The 22,730-nt window shown below is 46.3% G+C and carries 19 protein-coding genes; 17 read left to right on the top strand and 2 right to left on the bottom strand.

Features of this window, described 5'->3' with window-relative positions; all coding sequences use genetic code 11:
• Positions 1-3 precede the first annotated feature (3 nt).
• Together glnD and map are read right to left on the bottom strand one after the other, a co-directional pair.
• Positions 4-2,703, bottom strand: a complete 2,700-nt coding sequence (gene glnD, locus ACFQ45_RS02625; protein ID WP_377365027.1) for a [protein-PII] uridylyltransferase — start codon at positions 2,701-2,703, stop codon at positions 4-6.
• A gap of 37 nt (positions 2,704-2,740) precedes the next feature.
• Positions 2,741-3,592, bottom strand: coding sequence for a type I methionyl aminopeptidase (map, locus tag ACFQ45_RS02630; RefSeq protein WP_377365029.1), 852 nt, complete (start codon positions 3,590-3,592; stop codon positions 2,741-2,743).
• A 324-nt stretch (positions 3,593-3,916) separates the two neighbouring features.
• Between map and rpsB the strand changes: the two genes are divergently transcribed.
• From rpsB to accA, 17 genes are all read left to right on the top strand, one after another.
• Positions 3,917-4,651 (top strand): 30S ribosomal protein S2, encoded by a 735-nt coding sequence (gene rpsB / locus ACFQ45_RS02635; RefSeq protein WP_377365031.1) that lies wholly within the window; start codon positions 3,917-3,919, stop codon positions 4,649-4,651.
• 89 nt (positions 4,652-4,740) lie between these two features.
• Positions 4,741-5,601, top strand: coding sequence for a translation elongation factor Ts (tsf, locus tag ACFQ45_RS02640; protein ID WP_377365033.1), 861 nt, complete (start codon positions 4,741-4,743; stop codon positions 5,599-5,601).
• Between the two features lie 120 nt (positions 5,602-5,721).
• Positions 5,722-6,444, top strand: a complete 723-nt coding sequence (pyrH, locus tag ACFQ45_RS02645) for a UMP kinase (RefSeq protein ID WP_377365035.1) — start codon at positions 5,722-5,724, stop codon at positions 6,442-6,444.
• Positions 6,445-6,451: 7 nt separating this feature from the next.
• Positions 6,452-7,009, top strand: a complete 558-nt coding sequence (gene frr / locus ACFQ45_RS02650) for a ribosome recycling factor (protein ID WP_377365037.1) — start codon at positions 6,452-6,454, stop codon at positions 7,007-7,009.
• Between the two features lie 52 nt (positions 7,010-7,061).
• Complete coding sequence (gene uppS / locus ACFQ45_RS02655) at positions 7,062-7,790, top strand: polyprenyl diphosphate synthase (RefSeq protein WP_377365039.1); 729 nt, start codon at positions 7,062-7,064, stop codon at positions 7,788-7,790.
• 5 nt (positions 7,791-7,795) lie between these two features.
• Positions 7,796-8,599 carry a phosphatidate cytidylyltransferase gene (locus tag ACFQ45_RS02660; protein ID WP_377365041.1) on the top strand — a complete coding sequence of 268 codons (804 nt, stop codon included), beginning with the start codon at positions 7,796-7,798 and terminating at the stop codon, positions 8,597-8,599.
• Positions 8,599-9,777 carry a 1-deoxy-D-xylulose-5-phosphate reductoisomerase gene (ispC, locus tag ACFQ45_RS02665; protein WP_377365043.1) on the top strand — a complete coding sequence of 393 codons (1,179 nt, stop codon included), beginning with the start codon at positions 8,599-8,601 and terminating at the stop codon, positions 9,775-9,777. The genes ACFQ45_RS02660 and ispC overlap by 1 nt, the downstream gene beginning before the upstream one ends.
• Complete coding sequence (rseP, locus tag ACFQ45_RS02670; protein WP_377365045.1) at positions 9,774-11,120, top strand: RIP metalloprotease RseP; 1,347 nt, start codon at positions 9,774-9,776, stop codon at positions 11,118-11,120. The genes ispC and rseP overlap by 4 nt, the downstream gene beginning before the upstream one ends.
• Positions 11,121-11,130: 10 nt before the next feature.
• The gene (gene bamA, locus ACFQ45_RS02675) at positions 11,131-13,440 is read left to right on the top strand and encodes an outer membrane protein assembly factor BamA (protein ID WP_377365047.1); all 2,310 of its coding nucleotides are present in this window, start codon (positions 11,131-11,133) and stop codon (positions 13,438-13,440) included.
• 18 nt (positions 13,441-13,458) lie between these two features.
• Positions 13,459-13,953: an OmpH family outer membrane protein gene (locus tag ACFQ45_RS02680; RefSeq protein ID WP_377365049.1), complete on the top strand. Its 495-nt coding sequence runs from the start codon at positions 13,459-13,461 to the stop codon at positions 13,951-13,953.
• Positions 13,954-13,956: 3 nt separating this feature from the next.
• Positions 13,957-14,991, top strand: coding sequence for a UDP-3-O-(3-hydroxymyristoyl)glucosamine N-acyltransferase (gene lpxD / locus ACFQ45_RS02685; protein ID WP_377365051.1), 1,035 nt, complete (start codon positions 13,957-13,959; stop codon positions 14,989-14,991).
• Positions 14,992-14,998: 7 nt separating this feature from the next.
• Positions 14,999-15,436 carry a 3-hydroxyacyl-ACP dehydratase FabZ gene (fabZ, locus tag ACFQ45_RS02690; protein WP_377365053.1) on the top strand — a complete coding sequence of 146 codons (438 nt, stop codon included), beginning with the start codon at positions 14,999-15,001 and terminating at the stop codon, positions 15,434-15,436.
• The gene (gene lpxA / locus ACFQ45_RS02695) at positions 15,437-16,213 is read left to right on the top strand and encodes an acyl-ACP--UDP-N-acetylglucosamine O-acyltransferase (RefSeq protein ID WP_452600439.1); all 777 of its coding nucleotides are present in this window, start codon (positions 15,437-15,439) and stop codon (positions 16,211-16,213) included. It abuts the gene before it with no gap.
• A 61-nt stretch (positions 16,214-16,274) separates the two neighbouring features.
• A complete protein-coding gene (lpxB, locus tag ACFQ45_RS02700; RefSeq protein WP_377365055.1) occupies positions 16,275-17,414 on the top strand; it encodes a lipid-A-disaccharide synthase in 1,140 nt (379 codons plus the stop codon).
• Positions 17,407-18,015, top strand: coding sequence for a ribonuclease HII (gene rnhB, locus ACFQ45_RS02705; RefSeq protein WP_377365057.1), 609 nt, complete (start codon positions 17,407-17,409; stop codon positions 18,013-18,015). The genes lpxB and rnhB overlap by 8 nt, the downstream gene beginning before the upstream one ends.
• A 4-nt stretch (positions 18,016-18,019) precedes the next feature.
• Positions 18,020-21,490 (top strand): DNA polymerase III subunit alpha, encoded by a 3,471-nt coding sequence (dnaE, locus tag ACFQ45_RS02710; protein WP_377365059.1) that lies wholly within the window; start codon positions 18,020-18,022, stop codon positions 21,488-21,490.
• A gap of 112 nt (positions 21,491-21,602) precedes the next feature.
• Complete coding sequence (gene accA, locus ACFQ45_RS02715; protein WP_377365061.1) at positions 21,603-22,550, top strand: acetyl-CoA carboxylase carboxyl transferase subunit alpha; 948 nt, start codon at positions 21,603-21,605, stop codon at positions 22,548-22,550.
• Positions 22,551-22,730: the final 180 nt, after the last annotated feature.

Genomic DNA, 22,730 nt, shown 5'->3' on the forward strand with positions numbered 1-22,730 from the left:
GTGTTAATGTTCCGTAGCTTGAGAAAAACGGTCAATACTTTCTTTAAGGGTTTGACATAGGTGCGTCATACGAACGGGATCTGTGATGAGGTCACCGTTATCTTCAGTAATATAGAAGGTATCTTCTACCCGCTCTCCTAATGTGGCGATCTTAGCTTTGTGAAGCATAAGGCTGTGCTCCATAAAGAATTGACCAACAAGGGCGAGCAACCCAGGGCGGTCAGGAGCCGTGATTTCTAATGCCGACCAAACTTCTTCTGGTTGGCTGACAAAATGTACCGTTGATGGCGCGTTAAAGATCTTCAGATGGCGCGGTGTAAAGCGCTTGATCACGCTTTCGTATAGAGACGGGGAATCAAGTTGCTCAATCAAGGTTTCCTTGATGAGTTCAATTCGCTCTTTGTCTAAATACAGGTTGGTATCATTATTGTCCGTGTGTTCCATCACAACAAAGGTATCAAGACTATGATTGTCAGTTGTGGTGTTGATTTTGGCATCTAGGATAGTGAGCCCCATCTGCTCAAACAGCGCAGCGGTGACAGCAAACAAATGGCTGGTGATTGGCGTGTAAATAAATACTTTGCTGGCACCAGAGAAATTTCGTCCCCCAAGGGAGCTGATAGCCACCAAGGGTTTTTGGCTTGGACGATGTTTTAAGATGGCTTCTGTGTTCCAGGCGATCTCATCCCCGCTGGAGCGGATGAAGTATTCATCTTCGATCTTGTTCCAGATCTCTTCGGCTTCGATCATGTCCACATTGCGCTCTATTAATATCTCGAGGGCGCGTTGTTTGTGTTCATCGCTTTGCATCTCCGCATCGATTGGCGAATCTAGGCCACGACGCAGGGCGCGTTTGGTTTCTAAATAAAGTTGGCGCATTAGAGAAGCGCGCCAGCTATTCCACATAGTGGGGTTAGTGGCATTGATGTCTGCAACGGTCAATAAGAACAAATAATCTAGGTGTTCTTGGTCTTTCACTATGCTGGCAAATTCCCAAATCACTTCTGGGTCAGAAATGTCTTTGCGCTGAGCGGTAACAGACATCAGTAAGTGATGTTGCACTAACCAGACGATCAGGTCTGTATCACGTTTGCTTAAGCCGTGGCGTTCGCCAAATTCTCTGGCATCAACGCATCCAAGCTCTGAGTGATCCCCACCACGCCCTTTGGCAATATCGTGGTACAGCCCTGCCATGTAGAGTAACTCTACTTTGGGAACGTGTCGGATGGTTTGTGATGAAATGGGGAACTTAGCGCGGCTTTCTGGAAGCCATAGGCGACGCAAGTTTTCTACCAGCTGCAAGGTGTGCGCATCCACAGTGTAGATGTGGAATAAATCATGTTGCATCTGGCCGATGATGGCACCAAATTCAGGTAAGTAGCGCCCCAATAAACCTATGTGTTTCATAGAGCGCAGTACGCTGGTCATACGATAGCGGCTGGCAATGATGTCTAGGAATAAATTAGTGTTTTTAGGGGTGTTACGGTAAGCCTCATCAACTAGATCCAGATTGTCGCGTAGGGCGCGCATGGTGTTGGCGCGTATGCCTTTAATGTTCTCTCTTTCCCCCATGATTTTATAGAGCTCAAGCATGGCGGAAGGGGTTTCTTGGAATACGTCTGGAGAGCGGATCTCAAGTTGACCGTTGGTGATCTGGAAGCGCTGGTTGATGATCTCAATATCTGGTGCTTGCTCAGAAGATAAAAAAGACTCTTCAAAGTGCTGCAGCAGCAAATCGTTCAGTTGCTGAATGGCTGCTACGCTTTGGTAATAGCCTTGCATGAATTTCTCAACATTGCGTTTTAGGTCTTCTTCATCAAAACCAAACACCTTTGCAAGGGTGCGTTGATGATCGAATAGAAGTCGATCTTCCTTGCGACCTACAGTCATGTGCAGTGCCCAACGAATACGCCAAATGGATGCCACGGCACCTTTTAGCTGTATGTATTCGTCTTCCGATAGAAATTCTTTGTCGATTAAGGCGCTCAGGCGGTGGGTGTGCAGGTGGCGTTTTGCTACCCAGTCGATAACCTGCATGTCCCTTAAACCGCCAGGGCATTCTTTGATGTTAGGTTCTAGGTTGTAAGCGGTGTTTTGGTACTTTGCGTGGCGCTCTTCTTGCTCGGCAATTTTAGCTCGATAGAAGGAGTGGCCATCCCACATCTGGCTTACATCTATTTTGAGTTTCAGATTAGCGAGTAGTTCCGGATCTCCGGATAGGGTGCGTGACTCGATTAGATTGGTGATAACTGTCACGTCTTCTGCGGCAAGCTCAGCACATTGGGTAATTGAGCGAACGGCGTGCCCAACATCCAATTTTAGATCCCATAGAAAGGTGATGAAGTTTTCCATTTTGTCTGCGGCAGGCTCTGCACCGTCGCGGATTAATAGAAGTAAGTCGATATCGGATTTTGGGTGCAGCTCGCCACGGCCATAGCCGCCAACGGCGATCATGGCCACGTCTGGTTCTTCGTCAAGCCCAGCCCGCTTCCAGGTGGCGCACATCACTTCGTCGTATAATGAAGAAAGACCTTTGACCAATTTTTCTATTGGGTACAGGTCGTGAAATAAATCATCATAGGCTTGCGTCTTTTCGGCAATGAGTTCTCTGACTCGTTTGGCACCCGTTGTAGAGGATGCCATTTCCGATTTTTCGGCAGGGCTAAACAAAGGAGGGGCATCTGGAAAAGCAGGAAAGTCCATACAAAGGCCTCTTAATTTGGTTGAGCTTGAGTCTGAATTAGATGGTTTCTTCTGGTCGAAGTGTTAGAACTTCTACGCCATCGGCCGTGACCAAAAGAGTGTGCTCGTACTGAGCTGACATGCGGCCATCTTTCGTTTTGGCAATCCAGTTATCTGGTCCAGTGTGTTTAACCTGTTTTTTACCAGCATTAATCATTGGCTCTATGGTAAGGGTCATGCCTTCTTCTAAAATTACCCCAGTGCCTGGCTTGCCGTAATGGGCAACCTGTGGCTCTCCGTGGAAGGTTGTGCCAACCCCGTGGCCGCAGTATTCCTCTACTACAGAGTAGTGATGCTTGTGGGCGTAATCAGAAATGGCAGCGCCAATATCACCAAGGCGGGTGCCTGGTTTAACCATTTTAATGGCTAGGTAAAGGCTCTCTTGTGTCACTTTACATAGGCGCTCAACATGGGGGGCTGCAGGGCCAGCGAAAAACATCTTGCTAGTGTCGCCATAGTAACCATCTTTGATGATGGTGATGTCGATGTTTACTGCGTCACCTTTTTTAAGAGGCTTGTCGTTTGGAATGCCATGACAGATGACATCATTCACTGAGGTGCAGCAGGACTTAGGGAAGCCGTGGTAATTAAGAGGTGCCGGAATAGCGCCCTGAACCGAGACAATGTAATTGTGGGCGATGATGTCTAGTTGGTCGGTTGTGACGCCAGGTACAACGTATTCTTCAAGCATGGTTAGTACTTCGCCAGCCAGCTTACCAGCAGTGCGCATGCCTTCAATGTCGCTGATATCTGAAAAGCGAGTGGCTGCTGGGCGAGGCGTCCAAGCGGGTACTTCTACTCGGCCATTCGCGGTTAGCTCTTTAACTTTCTCTAGGATCTCGTTGCTCATAATAAAACGGTCTTAAAAATTTGATAATTTAAACATGGGCGCCATTCTACATGACTTGAGGATGTTATTCGCCATACGCAGTGAAAAAATCTTAACAATAGGTCTCTTAGGTAGTGAATATCTGCTTTTGCAAAATGCGCAAATGTGGTATAAAACGCCCGCTCGTTCTCATTTGAGAGTAACGGGCTTAATTAACACAATCTAACGACCTTGTTGCTTAATTAAAAATAGCCACTCTGGGGTGCCTGAAATTGCTTTAAATTTCAATAGGCTGAGGGGCTAGAGCTAGCAAGTTAACCTAACCCAAATTTGAAGGACATTAAAATGCCTACAGTTTCTATGCGCGACCTACTTCAAGTAGGTTCACACTTCGGTCACCAAACTCGTTACTGGAACCCAAAAATGAAGCCATTCATTTTTGGTGCTCGTAACAAGATCCATATCATCAACCTTGAGCACACTGTTCCGGCTCTTAACGAAGCGCTTGAGCTTGTTAAAAAAATGGCTGAGAACAAAAACAAGGTATTGTTTGTTGGTACTAAGCGTGCGGCATCTAAAACTATCGCTGAGCAAGCTGCTCGCGCTGGTATGCCATTCGTAAACCACCGTTGGTTAGGTGGTATGTTGACTAACTACAAAACGATCCGTGCTTCTATCAAGCGTCTTCGTGAGCTTGATGCTCAGCAAAACGACGGTACGTTTGAAAAGCTAACTAAGAAAGAAGCTTTGATGCGTGCACGTGAGCTTGAAAAGCTAGAGCGTTCTTTGGGCGGTATCAAGGATATGGGTGGTCTTCCAGACGTATTGTTTGTTGTAGACGTTGATCACGAGCGTATCGCTATTAAAGAAGCTAACAAGCTTGGTATCCCTGTTATCGGTATCGTTGATACAAACAGTGATCCAGATGGTATCGATTACGTTATCCCTGCAAACGACGACGCGATCCGCGCGGTTCAGTTGTACGTTTCTGCTTTTGCTGATGCTGCCCTAGAAGGTCGCGCTGCAGTAGCTGGTAACGCTGATGAGTTTGTTGAAGTAAACGACGCCACTGAAGCGTAATTTACGGCTCTAACGGGTCTGTTTATTAAAGGAGAGAGGTGTTCTCTCTCCTTTATTTAAATTTTGTTATCGTACATAGGGGAATTCACATGGCCGCAGTATCTGCAGCAATGGTAAAAGAACTACGTGATCGCACTGGCTTGGGCATGATGGAGTGTAAGAAAGCTCTAACTGCCGCTGGTGGCGACATTGAAGTAGCGATTGAAGAGCTACGTAAATCAAGCGGTATGAAAGCAGCTAAGAAAGCTGGTCGTACTGCTGCCGAAGGTACTATCATCATGAAAGTTTCTGATGATAACTCTTACGGCGTATTGGTTGAAATCAACTCTGAAACTGACTTCGCTGCACGCGACGAAGGTTTCTTAGCGTTCGCAAACAAAGTTGCTGACGCAGTATTTTCTACTAAAGAAACTGACATGGCTAAAGTGATCTCTGGCGAAATGCTAGAAGCTCGCGAAGCTTTGGTTCAGAAAATCGGTGAAAACATCACACCTCGTCGTGCTGTTCTAGTTGAAGGTGGTTTGGTTGCTGGTTACCTACACAGCAATGGTCAAATTGCTTCTCTTGTTCAACTTGAAGGCGGTAGCGACGAGTTGGCAAAAGACATCGCGATGCATGTTACTGCTGTAAACCCACGCGTTGTTCGTGGCGAAGACATGCCTGCTGATGTTCTTGCTAAAGAAGAAGAAATCATCCGTGCGCAGCCAGACATGGCTGGCAAGCCTGCTGAGATCGTTGACAAAATGATCGGTGGTCGTATCAAGAAATTCTTGGCTGAAAACAGCCTTAACGACCAGCCTTTCGTTAAAAACCCAGAAGTTAAAGTTGCTCAACTAGCGAAAGATGCTGGTGCAACAGTTACTTCATTCATCCGTATCGAAGTGGGTGAAGGTATCGAAGTTGAAGAAACTGACTTCGCTGCTGAGGTTGCTGCTCAACTTAAAGGCTAATCGGCTGAAGGTTTGAGTAAGATAAAGGGGCAGCTTGACTGCCCCTTTTTATGAATATCGCATTGAAAGGGCGTGTTTGCTATCTTCAATGCACACTTCTCACCATTGCCGGAGGTTGGTATGCCTAAAGAAAAGAATTCAAAGTACAAGCGCATCTTGTTGAAATTAAGTGGTGAAGCGCTACAGGGTGATGAAACGTTTGGTATCGATCCGAAAGTACTAAGTCGTATTGCCCTAGAGATTGGTCAGTTGCGCGGTATCGGTGTAGAAGTCGGCATAGTGATCGGTGGTGGTAACTTATTCCGCGGCCAGGCTTTGAGTGAAGCTGGCATGGATCGTGTTACAGGTGATCACATGGGTATGTTGGCGACGGTTATGAATGCCCTAGCGATGCGAGATGCCCTAGAGCGAGCAAACATTTCGACTCGTGTTATGTCTGCCATCACTATGACAGGGATTGTAGAGCCATACGACCGTCGACGTGCGATGCGTCATTTGAAAGACGGCGATGTGGTGATTTTCTCTGCCGGAACAGGTAATCCATTCTTTACAACAGACTCTGCTGCATGTTTACGCGGTATTGAGATTGATGCAGATGTTGTATTGAAAGCAACAAAAGTGGACGGCGTGTACTCTGCGGATCCAATGAAGGACCCAACAGCAGTGAAATATGATACATTGACGTTCGACGAGGTTTTGGAAAAACAGTTAGGCGTCATGGACTTAACTGCAATTTGTTTGACTCGTGATCACCAAATGCCAGTTCGTGTGTTTAACATGAACAAACCTGGCGCTCTGATTAACATTATGACGGGTGGTGACGAAGGCACCGTTATTAAGTGAGGAACTAATGATCAACGATATTTTGAAAGATGCTGAAGAGCGCATGGGTAAAGCGGTTGCTTCCGTTGAGGTGGCATTTAATAAAATCCGTACCGGCCGTGCTCATCCAAGTTTGCTAGACCCGATTAAGGTAAACTACTACGGTAGCGAAACACCTTTAAACCAAGTCGCAAACATTACGGTAGAAGATGCGCGTACTTTGGGTGTGTCTCCGTGGGAAGGCAACATGGTGCCAGAAATTGAAAAGGCTATCATGAAATCAGACTTGGGATTGAACCCATCTACGACGGGTAACCTAATCCGTATCCCGCTGCCTGCTTTGACCGAAGAAACACGCGGTAACTATTTTAAGCAAGCTAAATCCGAAGCGGAAAATGGCCGTATCGCCATCCGTAACATTCGTCGTGATGCGAATGGTACCCTTAAAGAGCTAGTGAAAGAGAAAGAGATTTCTGAAGACGACGAACGTCGTGGTCAGGATCAAGTGCAAAAAGTAACAGACAAGTACGTTGCGATGATCGAAGAGCGTCTTTCTGCGAAAGAAAAAGACTTGATGGAAATCTAAATGAGTAGGGCAGGCCGTTAGGCCTGCCTTATTTGTATGGCTAGGTAGCTCTATGTCTATTAATGAATTGATCCGAGAGGATCAATCTATTCCTGCTCACGTTGCCATCATTATGGATGGGAATAACCGCTGGGCAAAGAAAAAACACCTCCCAAGCATTGCAGGTCACACCGCTGGTGCCAGTGCTGTGCGCAAAACGGTCGAAGCTGCTGCCCGAAGTGGCGTGAAGGTGTTAACTCTGTTTGCGTTTTCGAGTGAGAATTGGCGTCGCCCGCAAGTTGAAGTCGATGGCTTAATGAATCTTTTTATGCGTTCTTTGAAAAAAGAATCCAAAAGGTTAGCAGAACACTCGATCAGGTTGGTGGTCATTGGTGACAAAACCGCCTTTAGTGACTCCTTGCAGGCGCAAATTGCTCTGGTGGAGAAGCAGACTGAACATAATGATGGCATGGTTTTGGCTGTTGCTGCGAATTATGGTGGCCGTTGGGACATTGCTCAAGCGGCAAAGAGGGTTGCGACAAAGGCTGTAAAGGGTGAGTTGTCCTTAGAAGACATCACGGAAGAGTCCCTAGGGGAATATACCTGTCTAGCAGGGCTTCCTGAGCTGGATTTAGTTATACGTACCTCTGGGGAGGAGCGTGTCAGTAATTTTCTGCTGTGGCAGCTGGCTTATGCAGAGTTCATCTTTCTTCCAGTGCTTTGGCCTGATTTTGATGGCGAACATTTCAACGAAGCGTTAGCGATATACGGACATCGCCAGCGTCGATATGGCGGACGATAGTTTCTATGCTGATCCCTAGAGTTTTAAGTGCCATCGTGATGGCTTTTTTGTTTGTGTATGCCGTCTTTGTGTTGGAGCCTAGTGGGTTTCAGATAGCTATGACGGCGGTTGTCCTAGTGGCTGGCTGGGAATGGGCGCGTTTGGCAGGTATTAGTCTGCAAATGGGTCGTATTGCCTTTGCAGGCCTGATTGGCGGGCTCTGTTACGCCATAGCTTTGTACGATGTGTATTCTGAAATATTGGTAATAACCCCTGTATTGTGGGTTTTGGCGCTCTACTGGGTGATTAACTATCCGCAGCAAAAAGGTTGGCAGTCTAGCGCGACTCGTATTGCTTTTGGTGTGCTGGTATTGCTGACAACTTGGTCTGCTATGGTTGTCTTGCGAGACTCGGAACAGTTTATTTCCTGGATGTTGCTGCTCATGGGGTTAATTTGGGGAGCGGACTCAGGCGCTTATTTCTCTGGTCGAGCTTTTGGTAAGAAAAAACTGGCACCAAGCGTGTCGCCAGGCAAATCCTGGGAAGGGGTTTATGGTGGCCTGATCTTAACTCAAATCGGAGTGGCTATTTTTGCTTGGCAGAGTGGTTTTGTAGTTGGTAGTTGGTTGTTACTTGCCATTATCGCTTTAGTGACTGTTATGACATCCGTGCTAGGGGATTTGACTGAGAGTTTATTTAAACGTCATGAGTCCTTAAAAGACTCCAGTCGATTGATTCCAGGTCATGGGGGCGTTATGGATAGAGTAGATAGCTTGACCTCCGCTGCGCCGCTATTTGTTCTGATGTTAAGTACGGTTGGCTGGATATAATGCAGAATATTTGTTTGCTCGGTGCCACCGGGTCTATTGGTACAAGCACCCTAGATGTCATTAAAAAGCATCCTGATCGCTTTAAGTTGCTCAGCGTCGCAGCCAATACCAGTGTTGATAGAATGGTAGAGATTTGCCGTGAGTTTCAGCCTGTAAGAGCAGTGATGGGAACAGAGCAAGCCAGAGACGCACTGGCGGCTCAATGTGCTGACCTTGAGATCCAATTCGATTGGGGTGTGGAAGCAATGGAAAGCATTGCTAGCGCCTCGGATTGTGATCAAGTGATGGCAAGTATTATGGGGTTTGCTGGCTTAAGTCCGACATTAGCCGCGATACGCTCTGGTAAGCGAGTACTGCTGGCCAATAAAGAAAGTCTGGTAACAGCTGGCCACTTATTTATGGAAGAAGTGAAGCGCCATAATGCTATTTTGATGCCCATCGACAGTGAGCATAATGCTATTTATCAAGCTTTGCCTCAAACCCAGCATGGGGCGGTGAAGCGTGATCTTGATAAGATTCTATTGACGGCATCGGGTGGTCCATTTCGAACATTTAGTTATGCAGATATGAAGTCTGTCACCCCTGAGCAGGCCTGTGCGCACCCTAATTGGTCTATGGGGCAAAAGATTTCTGTGGACTCTGCCAGTTTGATGAACAAAGGTCTTGAGCTGATAGAGGCCTGTTGGTTGTTTGATGTCACTCCTGCGGATGTTCAGGTGGTTGTTCATCCTGAAAGCATTATTCATTCCATGGTGTCTTACAAAGATGGCTCAGTGTTAGCACAGATGGGTAATCCGGATATGAAAATCCCTATTGCTTATGGTATGACTTGGCCAGAACGCATTGATACAGGGGTGCCACCTTTGGACATGTTTGCTGTGGCTCAGCTTAACTTTGAGGCGCCTGATTTGGAGCGTTTTCCGAATCTCCGATTGGCTTCTGAAGCTTGGTATGCTGGAGGTACGGCTATGGCGGTGTTAAATGCTGCAAATGAAGTAGCTGTTGCTTCATTTTTGAACAAAACTATTGGTTTTCTTGATATTGCTCGAATAAACGAAGAAGTTCTTGAACGCTCTGAGTTTCATGCTGTCAATGATCTGTCCACAGTGATTGAAGCGGACCAAAGGGCTCGAGCACTGGCTGCTCAATTGATTGCTTCGGAGAGTTTCTCGGTATGATCCAAAACGTTTTGGCCTTTATTGTGGCATTAGGGGTTCTGATTACCTTCCATGAGTTTGGTCATTATTTTGTTGCGCGCTTATGTGGCGTTAAAGTTCTTCGTTTTTCCGTCGGGTTTGGTAAGCCAATTTATACCTATAAGGGTAAGACTGGAACTGAGTTTACTCTGGCGATGATCCCGTTGGGTGGTTATGTTCGCATGTTGGATGGTAGGGAAGCGGATGTTCCAGATGCTCTTAAATCCCAAGCGTTCAATTACAAGAATGTCTGGCAGAGGATTGCGATCGTCGCCGCAGGGCCTTTGGCTAATTTTATCTTGGCCATTGCTATTTATGCGGTAGTGGCAGGGTTAGGTCTTCAGGCGCTGGCGCCGAAAGTGGCGCAGGTTACTCCTGGATCGCCTTTATCTCAGACCCGTATCCAGTCAGGGGATGAGCTAACACAATTGAACGGAGTGCCAACACAGTCATGGGAAGATGTAAATTTAGTGTTAGCGGACTTGATCGGTCAAACGGGTGTCTTTAGTGTTCGTTATCAGTCCGATGATACAAATGTGCAGCAAGAGGGCTCCTTTAACTTAAATCGTTGGTTGGCTGGGAGCGAACCTAGTAGTTTGATTGCTGAGTTTGGTGCAACACCATGGCGTCCTGATGTGGCTCCGGTAATTGCCAGTGTGGTTGAGTCGGGTGCGGCTGCTCAGGCTGGTATGCTTCCTGGGGATCGTGTCAAAAGTGTTAATGGTGTTGTGGTTAATACTTGGCAGGAGCTTGTAGTATGGGTGCAAAAGAGCCCTAATGCCCTCCTTGATGTGACGGTGGAGCGTGCAGGGCAAGAGGTCAATCTTGCTCTGGTGCCCAAGTCTCGAGAGGTGGGTGGTGTGACATCGGGGTTTGCAGGGATTGCGGTAGAGCCGCCAGTGTTGTCGCCTTCTGATTTGCGTGTCAGAGAGTTTGGTTTTTTTGGGGCTATTCAGTATGGCGTGTCTCAAACTTGGACCATGACATCCTTGACGGTTGGCTCAATTTGGAAAATGTTACAGGGATTGATTTCTCTGGATAACCTTTCTGGTCCCATTACCATTGCGAAAGTCGCGAGTGCTTCAGCGGATTCTGGCCTCCAGTCTTTTTTGAAGTTTCTGGCGTACCTTAGTGTTAGTCTTGGTGTTCTTAATCTACTTCCCATCCCTATGCTGGATGGTGGGCATTTGCTGTTTTTTGGTGTGGAAGCTGTGCGTCGTAAGCCGGTTTCCGAACGTATTCAAGGTATGGCCTACCGAATCGGTGCATCGCTTTTGTTTGCGATGATGGTCATCGCTTTATTTAATGATATTGCCCGCTTGTAGAGAGGTAAATGTGAAAGTCTTTGTTGCCGCGGTTTTGGCGTGTTGTAGTGTTCAGAGTTTTGCAAAGACAGTGGCTGATGTTCGTGTTGACGGTTTGTTGCAGATGTCTGCAACCCGTGCATTCGACACTATCGGTTTTAAGCAAGGCGAAGGGTACGACTCTTCGAAAGTCTATGACGCTGTGAATAGCTTGTTTGCTACAGGTTATTTTAGTGATATTGAAGTATTCGAAGATAATGGAGTGGTTATCTTTAAAGTGGTTGAGCGGCCGTCTATCGGGCAGTTGACCATTGAAGGTAACGATATGATTTCTAAGGAAGATTTGCAGCGCGGTTTGACTTTGTCTGGTTTAGAGGTGGGTGAAATTTATAAGCCAGAAACCTTGAATCAGATCGAGCAAGAGCTGCAGCGTCAGTATTATGCCTTGGGCCGATACAGTGCCAAAGTCAGTATTGAAGTAGAAGAATTACCCCGTAATCGTGTGGCAATTGGAATCAATATTGAAGAAGGTGTCACAGCTAAGATTGTTCATATCAATATCACAGGTAACCATGATTTTGATGATGAGGAGCTAACTAAAAACTTTGCTTCCGCTGAAACAGGGTATTTTAATCCGTTTAGCTCAGCTGACGAATATTCCAAGCAAAAGGTTCAGGGTGATTTAGAAACCCTTCGCAGTTTCTATTTAGATCGCGGCTATTTGGATTATCGTCTTGTTTCTAGTCAAGTAAGTGTTTCAGCTGATAAGCGTGACGTTTATGTTGTGGTGAACGTAGAAGAGGGTGAACCTTACTACATTAATAATATTAACCTCAGTGGCTCTTTGCCGATCACCGAAGATCGTGTTTGGCAACACATTGATCAAGAGCAGGGGGATGTATTCTCCCGTAAGCAAGTCACTCAAATTATGGACGCTATCTCCACTGAACTTGGGGATGAAGGTTACCTGTTTGCTAATGTAAATATCATTCCTGAGAAACTTGATGATCATCAGGTGAATATCACCTACCACATCACTCCCGGGCCTAAGGTATATGTTCGCCGTATTAACTTCAGCGGCAACTCTGAGACAAAAGACGAAGTCTTGCGTCGAGAAATGACTCAGTTTGAAGGGGCGTTAGCAACCCATACTAAGATTCAGTCCTCTAAACGAGCGATAGAGCGTTTAGGCTTTTTCTCTAAAGTGGATCTGCAAACTCGCTCAATTCCGGGCACGACGGATCAGGTCGATCTTGAGGTGACTGTAGAAGAGCAACCTTCTGGCAGCATCCAGGCAAGTATTGGTTATTCCCAGTCTGATGGTACGGTGCTAGGTTTTGGTGTGTCTAAGCGTAACTTCTTTGGTACGGGTAACAAGTTAGCCTTTAACATGACGCGTACCAATCAAACCCAAGATTACACTCTGTCCTATGACAACCCTTACTTCACTGTGGATGGTGTCAGTCGAGGTTATACGGCGTTCTATCAGGTCAGTGATCACGACGAAGATGATGTGGAAGACTACGATATTGACCGTATTGGTGCGTCCGTGTCTTTTGGTTATCCCATCTCTGATACTCAGCGCTTAAGTTTTGGGGCGACGGTGAAAACCACAAGTGTCAGCTTCGGCTCCAACCCATCTAATGAGACCAGTGCTTATGTGGATGAGTACGGTGATTCATTTGACGATATCTTGGCGAATATCGCTTGGACGGATAATGACATTGTGGGTGGTGTGCTACCGACTAATGGTTATACCACTCGATTAACCCTTGATATTGCCACACCTGCTGGTGAGCAAACTTACGCGAAACTGGGAGCGACATCACAGCGCTACTGGAACCTATCAGACGACAGTCTTTGGTTGTTCCACTTAAAAGGTCGTGCGGGTTATGGTTTTGGTTATGGGGATACCGATCGCCTGCCTTTCTTTGAAAACTATTACGCAGGTGGTGTTTACACTGTGCGGGGTTATAGTGCATCGTCATTAGGACCTAAGAACTCATATGACGATGACACTGACCCAGATGCTATCGGTGGTAATATTCTGCTAGCGGGTACGGCGGAGATTATCTTCCCAATGCCCATGGTGGAGGATCACAGTTCGGTGCGGACTTCTATCTTCCTCGACGCAGGTAATACCTTCACGGATTACTGTTATTCCGGCAATACATCCTGTCAGGAAGGGGTTGATTTTGGTGAAATTCGTTACAGTTTAGGTTTTAACTGGACTTGGATTACTCCGATCGCACCTCTGTCATTCAATATTGCTCGCGCATTGAACGCGAAAGATGGTGACTCAACGGATTTCTTCCAGTTCCAGTTGGGTACAACATTCTAATATAGATAAGGATTGGTTATGAAAAAGCTTTTAGGAATTTTGCTTGTGGCAATGTTTTGCATTCAGGCGCAGGCAGCGGAGATTGCAGTGCTGGATTTCAGGGCGGCAATTCTTCAAAGTAACGCTGGTCAAGAGGCGGCGAAAGCGCCTCGTCAGCAAGTTGATCAAATGAAGGCTCGTCTCGATAAAGAAAACGCCTCTCTGAAAGAAATGGCTGAATCATTGAAGCGAGATGAGTTGACCTTGGCGCCAGAGGATATAAAATCACGTCGCCAAGCGATCAATGAAAAACAAGCTCAGTTGCGTTCTATGGTGTCTGCAATGCAGCAACAAGCGCAGCAAATGGAGCAAAAGCTTATTCAAGACCTGACACCAAAAGGTGAGGCAGCTTTAAAAGAGATTATAGAAGAGCGCAAATTGGATGCAGTGCTCAATCGTCAAGCGGCGATATACACTAATGGATCGGTTGATATTACGGCAGAGTTGATCGAAAAATTAAATAAAGAGAACTAGTGAATGAGCTATACACTGTTAGAGATTGCGGAGCATGTTAATGGTGAGCTGCTAGGGGATCCTGATTACACCATTGATTCTTTAGGTGCTTTGGATCATGCCCGCCCTGAACAGTTGAGTTTCTTATCAAACCCCAAATACGCAGATTCATTATCAAACAGTGAAGCTGGTGCAGTCCTCATCAGGGATGAGGCTGACGCTAGCAAAGTGCGTAATGCCATCATCGTCAAAAACCCCTACTTAGCCTTTGCTCAGGTAACAAAGTTTTTTGTGCCTGATGTGGAAGGCTGGGATCAAAAAGTTCATCCCTCTGCAGTAATTCATACGTCAGCTAATCTAGGTGCAAATGTTTCTGTCGGACCTAATGTCACAATCGGGGCAAATGCTGAAATCGGAGCTGATGTACGTATAGAGGCTGGGGCTGTTATAGCGGAGTCTGTGGTTATTGGGGCTGGCTCAGTATTGGCTGCAAATGCGACGCTTTATTACGGTGTTGTGCTTGGGCAGCGATGCATTGTGCACAGTGGTGCTGTTATAGGATCAGATGGCTTTGGTTTTGCGCCTAACCAAGGCCGTTGGCAGAAGATTCATCAATTAGGATCGGTCGTAATTGGTGATGATGTAGAAATTGGTTCGAATACTACGATTGACCGTGGTGCAATCGATAACACTATTATTGGTAACGGTGTTAAAATTGATAACCTTGTGCAAATTGCTCATAACGTTGTAATCGGTGATAATAGCGCCATTGCAGGTTGTGTCGGTATTGCGGGAAGCACTATTATCGGAAAGTCTTGTACAATTGCTGGTGGGGTTGGCTTTGCTGGTCATCTCACTTTGGCTGATAACGTACATATAACGGCGATGAGCTTAGTAACGCGCTCTATTACAGAAGCGGGATCTTACTCTTCTGGTACTGCCTTAGACAGTACCCCTAAATGGCGTCGTTCTGCCGCGCGCTTGCGTCGTATCGACAATATGTCTGCACAAATCTCAAAATTGGAAAAACAAGTTTCTAAGCTTTTAACAAAAGGTTAATGCATAAATGATGGATGTGAATGAAATTCGCCGTTACCTCCCCCACCGCTATCCGTTTCTATTGGTGGATCGCGTTGTTGATATGACACTTGGGGAGTCAATCGTTGCGTATAAAAATGTGACGGTGAATGAGCCGTTCTTTAATGGGCATTTCCCTGATCATCCAGTTATGCCTGGTGTGTTGATTATTGAGGCCATGGCTCAAGCTGCGGGTATTCTTGGCTTTAAAACAATGGGTAAAACCCCAGAAGATGGTTCCATTTATTACTTTGTTGGTGCTGACAATACGCGATTTAAGCGTCCCGTTGTGCCTGGTGATCGTCTACAATTAGAAGCACGAATTTTGACTGAGCGTCGCGGCATTTGGAAATTTGAAGTGAAAGCCTCTGTCGAAGGGGAGCTTGTATGCTCTTCTACTATTTTATGTGCTGATAGGAAAGTTTAAGTGTTGATACATCCAACTGCGATAGTTGATCCAAAAGCAGAACTAGACAGTGATGTTGAAATAGGGCCTTTTTGTGTCATAGGCCCAAATGTGAAAATTGGTTCTGGCACAGTGGTTAAATCCCATGTCGTCATTAATGGTCATACCATGATTGGCGAAGATAATGAGATTTATCAGTTTGCTTCCGTTGGTGAAGCTAACCAAGACAAAAAATACAAAGGCGAGCCGACAGAGCTCATCATTGGCGACCGAAATGTCATTCGCGAAAATGCTACTTTGCATCGTGGCACTGTTCAGGATCAGGGTATTACGCGAATTGGTAACGGTAACTTGTTTATGGCAAGTACCCATGTGGGCCATGACTGTATAGTCGGAGATAATAATATCCTTGCGAACTACGCAGCCTTGGCTGGGCATGTTCATGTTGGTGATTCGGTTATCTTGGGTGGTTACACGGGGGTTCACCAATTTTGTCAGGTGAATTCATTTAGTATGTGTGGCATGGGGTCCATGGTGGCTAAGGATGTGCCGCGCTATACAATGGTGTCGGGCGACCCAGCTAAAGCTCACGGTATGAACTTTGAGGGCATGCGCCGTCGTGGTATGTCCCCTGAAGTCATTAAAGCATTACGTACTGCTTATAAAACCGTTTACTTGAAGTCGCTTCCTTTAGAGCAAGCATTAGAAGATCTAGAGTCCGGTGATTTATATCAGGTACAAGAAGTGGCAGACTTTGTCTTATCGATTCGCCGTTCTAGACGCGGAATAGTTCGCTGATTGGCGGTTCTAACAAAAAAACCCCGACATGCTCGGGGTTTTTTTATGAAGGTTTTGATACATGCAGAAGCGTTTTGTTATTGTCGCCGGTGAGGCATCTGGCGATATCCTAGGTGCCAACTTGATTAAGCATCTTAAACAGCGTTACCCAGATGCAATCTTTGAAGGGATTGGTGGGCCTTTGATGATAGAGCAAGGGCTAGATAGCTTTGTCCCAATGGAACGATTATCCGTCATGGGTTTGGTGGAGGTGCTTGGGCGCTTGCGAGAGCTGTTGGGAATTCGAAAATCCTTATTTAATCATTGTCTTGATAAACGTCCAGATGCCTTTATTGGTGTCGATTCCCCTGATTTTAATTTGCCCTTAGCGCGTAAGCTAAAAGAGCAGGGCTTAAAAGCCATCCATTATGTCAGCCCGTCTGTTTGGGCATGGCGTCAAAAGCGTATTTTTAAAATCAAAAAGTCGGTCGACCTAATGTTGACCTTATTTCCTTTCGAGCTACAGATTTATCAGGATCATAAAGTGCCCGCTGTTTGTGTGGGGCATACTTTGGCAGATGATGTGCCAATGGAATCTGATAAGCATCAAGCGCGTCAGCAGCTTGGGTTGGATCAGGAGGCTGAATGGATTGCCATTTTACCTGGTTCCCGAGGCGGTGAGGTGAGTCGACTGATGCCGACTTTTGCACAGGCCATGGTGCAAATAAAGCAATCTAAGCCCAATGCTAAGTTTTTGATTCCGGCGGCTAACATAGAACGTCGCCAGCAAATAGAGACTGTGCTTCAAGAATATGCCTCCGTTGATGCAGCGATTATAGATGGGCGATCCCGTGAGGTGATGGCAGCTGGTGATGCCATTTTAATGGCTTCTGGAACCGCTGCCTTGGAAGCTATGCTGGTGAAACGACCCATGGTGGTTGCTTATAAGTTTACTAAGCTGACCTACGCCATTATGAGTCGCATGTTGAAGGTGCCTTATGTGTCATTGCCAAACCTATTAGCTCAAAAGCGTTTAATCCCTGAGTTGCTGCAGGACGACGCAACGGGAGAACGTTTAGCATCAGCTTTGCTGACTGAGTTATCACGCTATGACCAAGATGCAGAACTCCATGACACCTACAAACGATTGCATGAGCTGTTGAAACGTGATGCTGGTGAAGCGGCAGCCCGAGCCATTGCTCAGGAGATAGGTGATGAGTAATCTCGAACCTTTTATCAGTCAGGTGTACTTTGGTCAGTTATTGGCGGGTGCCGACGAAGCTGGCCGTGGCCCCTTGGCAGGAGATGTTGTTGCTGCTGCGGTCATTTTAGATCCAGATCGGCCGATTGTCGGATTAAATGACTCCAAAAAACTGTCTGAAAAAAAGCGTGAAGCGCTATTTGAAGAAATTACCGAAAAGGCCCTTTCTTATAGCGTTGCGCGTGCTTCTGTAGATGAAATAGATACGTTGAATATTCTACATGCCAGCATGCTAGCTATGGAGCGGGCGATTTCTAGCTTGTCGGTGTCGGCTCAACATGCCTTGATTGATGGTAATCGGGTTCCTCCAAACTTGCCTTGTCCTGGGGAAGCTGTAGTAAAGGGGGATGCTCGACATATGGCTATTGCTGCTGCGTCAATTCTTGCTAAAGTAACCCGAGATCGGGAAATCGTGGCTCTTGATCAGGTGTACCCAGAGTATGGCTTTGCTAAACATAAAGGGTATCCAACGGCACAACATCTCGCTGCAATCGAAGAACATGGCGTATGCGACATACATCGTAAAAGTTTTGCTCCAGTTAAACGGATTCTAGAAGGTTAATCACATGTCCTCTTTTATACATCTACGCGTGCACACCGAATACTCTTTAGTAGATGGATTGGTGAAGGTTAAAGGGCTAATTTCTGAGGCCGAACAGCAAGGCATGCCAGCTGTGGCAATGTCAGATGAAAATAACCTATGTGGTTTTGTCCGCTTCTACTCCGGTGCCATGGGGAAAGGCCTTAAGCCTATCTGTGGTGCTGATATCATGTTGGAAGCCGCAGGGGAGATAGAGCAGCGCACACGGATGACCTTGTTAGCCATGTCTAACAAAGGCTATAAAAATATCATCGAAGTCATCTCAAAAGGTTATCAACTGGGGCAGGTGGAAGGTCGTCCAGTGATCAAGCGTGAATGGGTCGCTCAACACGCAGAAGACGTGATTGCATTATCTGGCGGCATGCATGGTGATGTGGGCTTTTTGCTGGCAAAGGGCAAAATCGAAGAAGCCAAAGCCTTTTTGCAGCGTTGGATGTCTATTTTTCCTGGACGCTATTACGCGGAAGTTGTGCGTACTCTGCGCTCGGGTGAAGAAAACTACATACATCAAATCGTCCCCATTGCAGCTGAGTACCATTGTCCTGTGGTGGCGACAAACGATGTACGTTTCTTGAAAAAAGAAGATTTTGAAGCCCACGAAGCACGTGTCTCTATCCACGATGGTATCACTTTGGGGGATCCTAGGCGGGTACGTAAGTATTCAGAAGAGCAGTATTTTAAATCCGCAGATGAAATGGTGGAGCTGTTTTCGGATCTGCCCGAGGCAGTGGAAAATACTGTTGAGATTGCTAAACGCTGTAATGTAGATGTTCTGTTGGGCAAATACTTTTTGCCAGATTTCCCTGTTCCAGAAGGGATGACCATGGAGGATTACTTCCGTGAGTTGTCTCATAAAGGCTTAGAGGATCGCTTCAAAATATTGGTTAAGAAAGGTGGTGAGCGAATTGAGGCCCGTCGGCAAGAGTACATCGACCGTCTTAACTTTGAACTCGACATCATTAACCAAATGGGATTCCCCGGTTACTTTCTTATCGTAATGGACTTTATTCAATGGTCTAAGGATAACGATATTCCTGTGGGCCCTGGCCGTGGTTCAGGTGCCGGTTCCCTTGTGGCCTATGCCTTGAAAATCACAGATTTGGATCCCCTTGAATACGACCTGCTGTTTGAGCGATTCCTAAACCCTGAGCGTGTCTCCATGCCTGACTTCGATATCGACTTCTGTATGGATAACCGAGATCGAGTGATTGACTATGTGGCTCAGACCTATGGTCGAGATGCCGTGTCTCAGATCATTACCTTTGGTCAGATGGCGGCAAAAGCGGTAGTGCGTGATGTGGCGCGAGTTCAGGGTAAGCCTTATAGCCTTGGCGATAAGCTTTCTAAGTTGATTCCGTTTGAAATCGGCATGACCCTTAAAAAGGCACTAGAAGTTGAACCTGCTTTGGTGGAATTCATCGAAGGGGATGAAGAAGCTGCTGAAGTCATGGAAATGGCGTTCAAACTAGAAGGAACGGTGCGTAACTTCGGTAAGCACGCCGGTGGCGTAGTAATTGCGCCAACAAAACTGACCGACTTTGCACCATTGTACTGTGAAGAAGACGGCTCTGGTCTCGTTACTCAATATGATAAGAACGACGTGGAAGAAGCCGGACTGGTAAAATTCGACTTCTTAGGTTTGAAAACGTTAACAGTGGTCGACTGGGCCTTGGGGATGATTAATGATCTCCATGCTAGACAAGGCAAGCCACCATTAGAAATTGAGCTAATCGATTTAGAAGATAAAGCCACCTACGACTTACTACAAAGAGCGGAAACCACAGCGGTATTCCAGCTGGAATCCCGCGGCATGAAAGAGCTGATTAAGAAGCTACTGCCGTCACGTTTTGAAGACATCATAGCATTGGTAGCTCTTTACCGACCGGGGCCACTCGGTTCCGGCATGGTGGATGACTTTATCAACCGTAAGCACGGACGTGCGGAGCTGGCTTACCCTCATCCCGACTACCAACATCAAGACCTTAAACCTGTTCTTGAACCTACTTACGGCATTATCTTGTACCAAGAGCAAGTAATGCAGATTGCTCAGGTTTTGGCGAAGTTCTCTCTCGGTGGTGCCGACTTGCTTCGTCGAGCCATGGGTAAGAAAAAAGCCGAAGTTATGGCAGAGCAGCGACTTATCTTTATGGAAGGCGCGGCAAAGAACAACGTGGACAAAGATCTGGGTGGTAACATCTTTGATTTGATGGAAAAGTTCGCGGGTTACGGTTTTAACAAATCTCACTCCGCAGCTTATGCCTTAGTGTCATACCAAACCGCGTGGTTAAAACAGCATTATCCAGCGCCTTTTATGGCGGCGGTATTGTCTGCGGATATGCAGAACACAGACAAGATCGTTATATTCGTAGAAGAGTGTCGGGCCATGGGCTTGGTGCTAGATCTGCCTAATGTGAATGAATCAGTTTATAAGTTTACTGTTAATTTAGACGGTGCCATCGTCTACGGATTGGGTGCTATCAAAGGTGTGGGCGAGGGCCCAATTGAAGCAATTGTCGAAGCTCGTAAAGAAGGGCCTTTTGAGCACATCTTTGATTTTTGCCAACGGGTGGGTCGTAAGGTAAACAAACGAGTGATGGAAGCCCTAGTGCGCTCGGGAGCCTTTGATACCATTGGGCCAAATCGTGCCACGTTGTTTGCTTCCATTGATGAAGCATTAAAACGTGCGGATCAAAGTGCCAAAAGTCATGATGCTGGGATGGGGGATTTATTTGGCATTGCTGTGGATGAGTCTACTGAAAATGCCTACGACGAAATCGGTGTGTTAGATGAGTGGCCTGGGCGACAGCGACTTGATGGTGAGAAAGACACACTCGGTTTGTATGTAACTGGGCATCCTATCGATGATTATGAAACCGAAATTCGCCGTTTTGCACGATCTAAGATTGTTGATCTTCAGCCTAAGCGAGACACTCAGATCATCGCTGGCTTGATCGTAGAAATGCGAGTTACTAAGAGTAAGCGCGGCGGTAATATTGCTTTTATTACCCTAGATGATAGATCTGCCCGTATTGAAGTAGCGGTCTTCACGGATGTATTCGAAAATGTGAAGCAATACCTAGTACCTGATCAAGTGGTCGTGGTAGAAGGGGAAGTGAGTTTTGATGAGTTTCGTGGCGGCCAGAAGGTGTCCGCACGAAATGTGCTAGATATTTCTATGGCTCGGGTACGCTATGTCGAAGCGTTGCGTATCGACTGGAGCGAACAAGAGGTGACACCAATACACATTGAACAGCTTACCCAGCATATTGCTCCCTTTAGAGGGGATGGCTGTGACGTTGTGATTGGGTTTGATACGGATAGGGCGTCTGGGGATGTGCGTCTTGGTCCCCAGTGGAAAATTCGACCCGATGACGATTTAATTTACGAACTACAGAAACAATACGGTAAACAAAATGTGCAGTTAGTGTATACTTAGCGCCATTTTATAGTCCTTTTACCGAAATCCTGAGGATTGAGGGCGGTGATAGGATGCTGGAAGCCAGAACTTTCTGTAGAATAACGAGCAAACAAATAGCAGTGTGTAAAAAATGAACCTAGATTATTTACCTTTTGAGCAGCCGATTGCTGAGCTCGAACAAAAAATTGAAGAATTACGACTCGTTGGTAATGACAATGATCTGAATATCAGTGAAGAGATCAGCCGACTAGAAGAGAAAAAGGTTACTCTAACTCAGAGCTTATTTAGTAACCTAGGTGCATGGGAAGTTTCTCAATTAGCGCGTCATCCTAAGCGCCCATACACTCTTGACTACATTAAGCATGCATTCAGTGATTTTGAAGAAATGCATGGTGATCGTCATTATGCAGACGACCGTGCCATTGTTGGTGGTGTTGCCCGTATTGATGGGCGCCCAGTGATGGTGATTGGCCATCAAAAAGGTCGCGAAGTAAAAGAGAAGGTGCTTCGTAACTTTGGTATGCCTCGACCAGAAGGTTACCGTAAGGCTTTACGTCTAATGGAAACCGCTGAACGCTTCAAAATGCCAATTGTAACGCTAATCGACACACCTGGGGCCTACCCTGGTATTGGTGCAGAGGAGCGTGGTCAGAGTGAAGCCATTGCTTACAACTTGGCGGTAATGTCTCGTCTTAAAACCCCTATCATTTCAACAGTCATTGGTGAAGGTGGTTCTGGTGGTGCTTTGGCAATCGGCGTATGTGATGAGCTGATGATGCTTCAATATGGTACCTACTCAGTTATCTCTCCTGAAGGTTGTGCATCTATTCTTTGGAAGAGCGCAGACCGTGCTTCTGATGCGGCGAAGGCTATGGGTATTACTGCTGATCGCCTACAAGAGCTTGGCTTCGTGGATACTATTATCGAAGAGCCTCTAGGTGGTGCGCATATTAACCATGCGCTTATGGCTGAACGATACAAAGAAAATGTTTTGGAAGTATTAGATCGTCTTGAAGCGCTTTCAACAGATGAACTGTTAGAAAGACGTTACAATCGACTTATGTCCTACGGCTTATAAACAGCAGACAAACATTTTGAAAGGCCAACTAATAAGTTGGCCTTTTTGTTTTTCAAATACTGAAATTAAAGCGCTTTAAATAAATGTTAAAAAAAATTAAAAAGTACTTGCACTCAAAATTCTGATGCGTATTATACGCACCCACTGACACGGCAGGCCACCACGGACTGCAAAGCGAAT

Source organism: Rhodanobacter aciditrophus (assembly GCF_042679525.1).
Classification (GTDB): domain Bacteria; phylum Pseudomonadota; class Gammaproteobacteria; order Pseudomonadales; family Marinomonadaceae; genus Marinomonas; species Marinomonas aciditrophus.